This window comes from Achromobacter sp. JD-1, assembly GCF_038594925.1.
GTDB lineage: Bacteria > Pseudomonadota > Gammaproteobacteria > Burkholderiales > Burkholderiaceae_B > Achromobacter > Achromobacter spanius_C.
Genome location: NZ_JBCGCS010000094.1, coordinates 1 through 855, shown reverse-complemented (window position 1 = coordinate 855; position 855 = coordinate 1). Strand labels below are relative to the sequence as shown.

General features: G+C 66.7%; 1 protein-coding gene. It reads right to left on the bottom strand.

Annotated elements, in window-relative coordinates:
- On the bottom strand, positions 1 to 855 hold an 855-nt coding region (locus tag WBR68_RS31380), incomplete at both ends, for a condensation domain-containing protein (protein ID WP_230696272.1).

The window sequence follows — 855 nt, the reverse complement described above, 5'->3', positions numbered from 1 at the left end:
ACGCTTGCTGCTGTAGCCCAACGAAATGCTTAGCTGGCCGTCGTGTACGTGGCCGTTAAAGGTCAATTCGTGGATCAACTCGGCGGCTTCGTCCTGGCCTGCCCCGGGCGCTTCGGCGGCGATGCGCCAGTCGGCCTCGCCCGCGGTCACCGTGTCGAATTGGCCCAGATAGTTGAACAGGATGGGCGCTTGCGGCTGGCCAGGCAAGGCATCGGCCAACACGCCATAACCCAAGCCTTGCGACGGCACGGCACGCAAGGTTTCTTTCACACGCATCAGCCGTTCGGCAGTGTCGCCTTGCGTGTCCAGCACCACCGGGTACACGCTGGTGAACCAGCCCACCGTGCGTGACAGGTCCAGTTCGCCCGATGCGTCTTCGCGGCCATGGCCTTCAAGATCGATACGCACCTGCTTCAACCCGCCCCACTCGCCCAGCGCCTGCGCCAACGCGGCCAGCAGCAGGTCGTTGACCTGCGTGCGGTACGCCGCGGGCGCGTCCTTGAGTAGCGCTTGGGTCGTGGCACGGTCTAGCGCCAGCGCCACGCGTTGCTGGTCACCGACGCGGTTCGGCCCCTGCGCGTCGTCGCACGGCAAGGCGTCGCCGGGCGGCAACGCGCGCCAGTAATCCAGTTCAGGCTCATACGACGTGCGTGCGGCTTCGATGCGACGCGCCCATGCGCCGTAACTCGCTGAACGCGCGGGCAAGGTGATCGCGCCGCCCGCCAGCGCTTGCGTGTAGGCCAGTTGCAAATCTGCCAGCAACACGCGCCACGACACGCCGTCCACGGCCAGGTGGTGGATGACCAGCAGCACGCGCGACGTACCATCGGCCACCTGCATCAGCACGGCACGCAG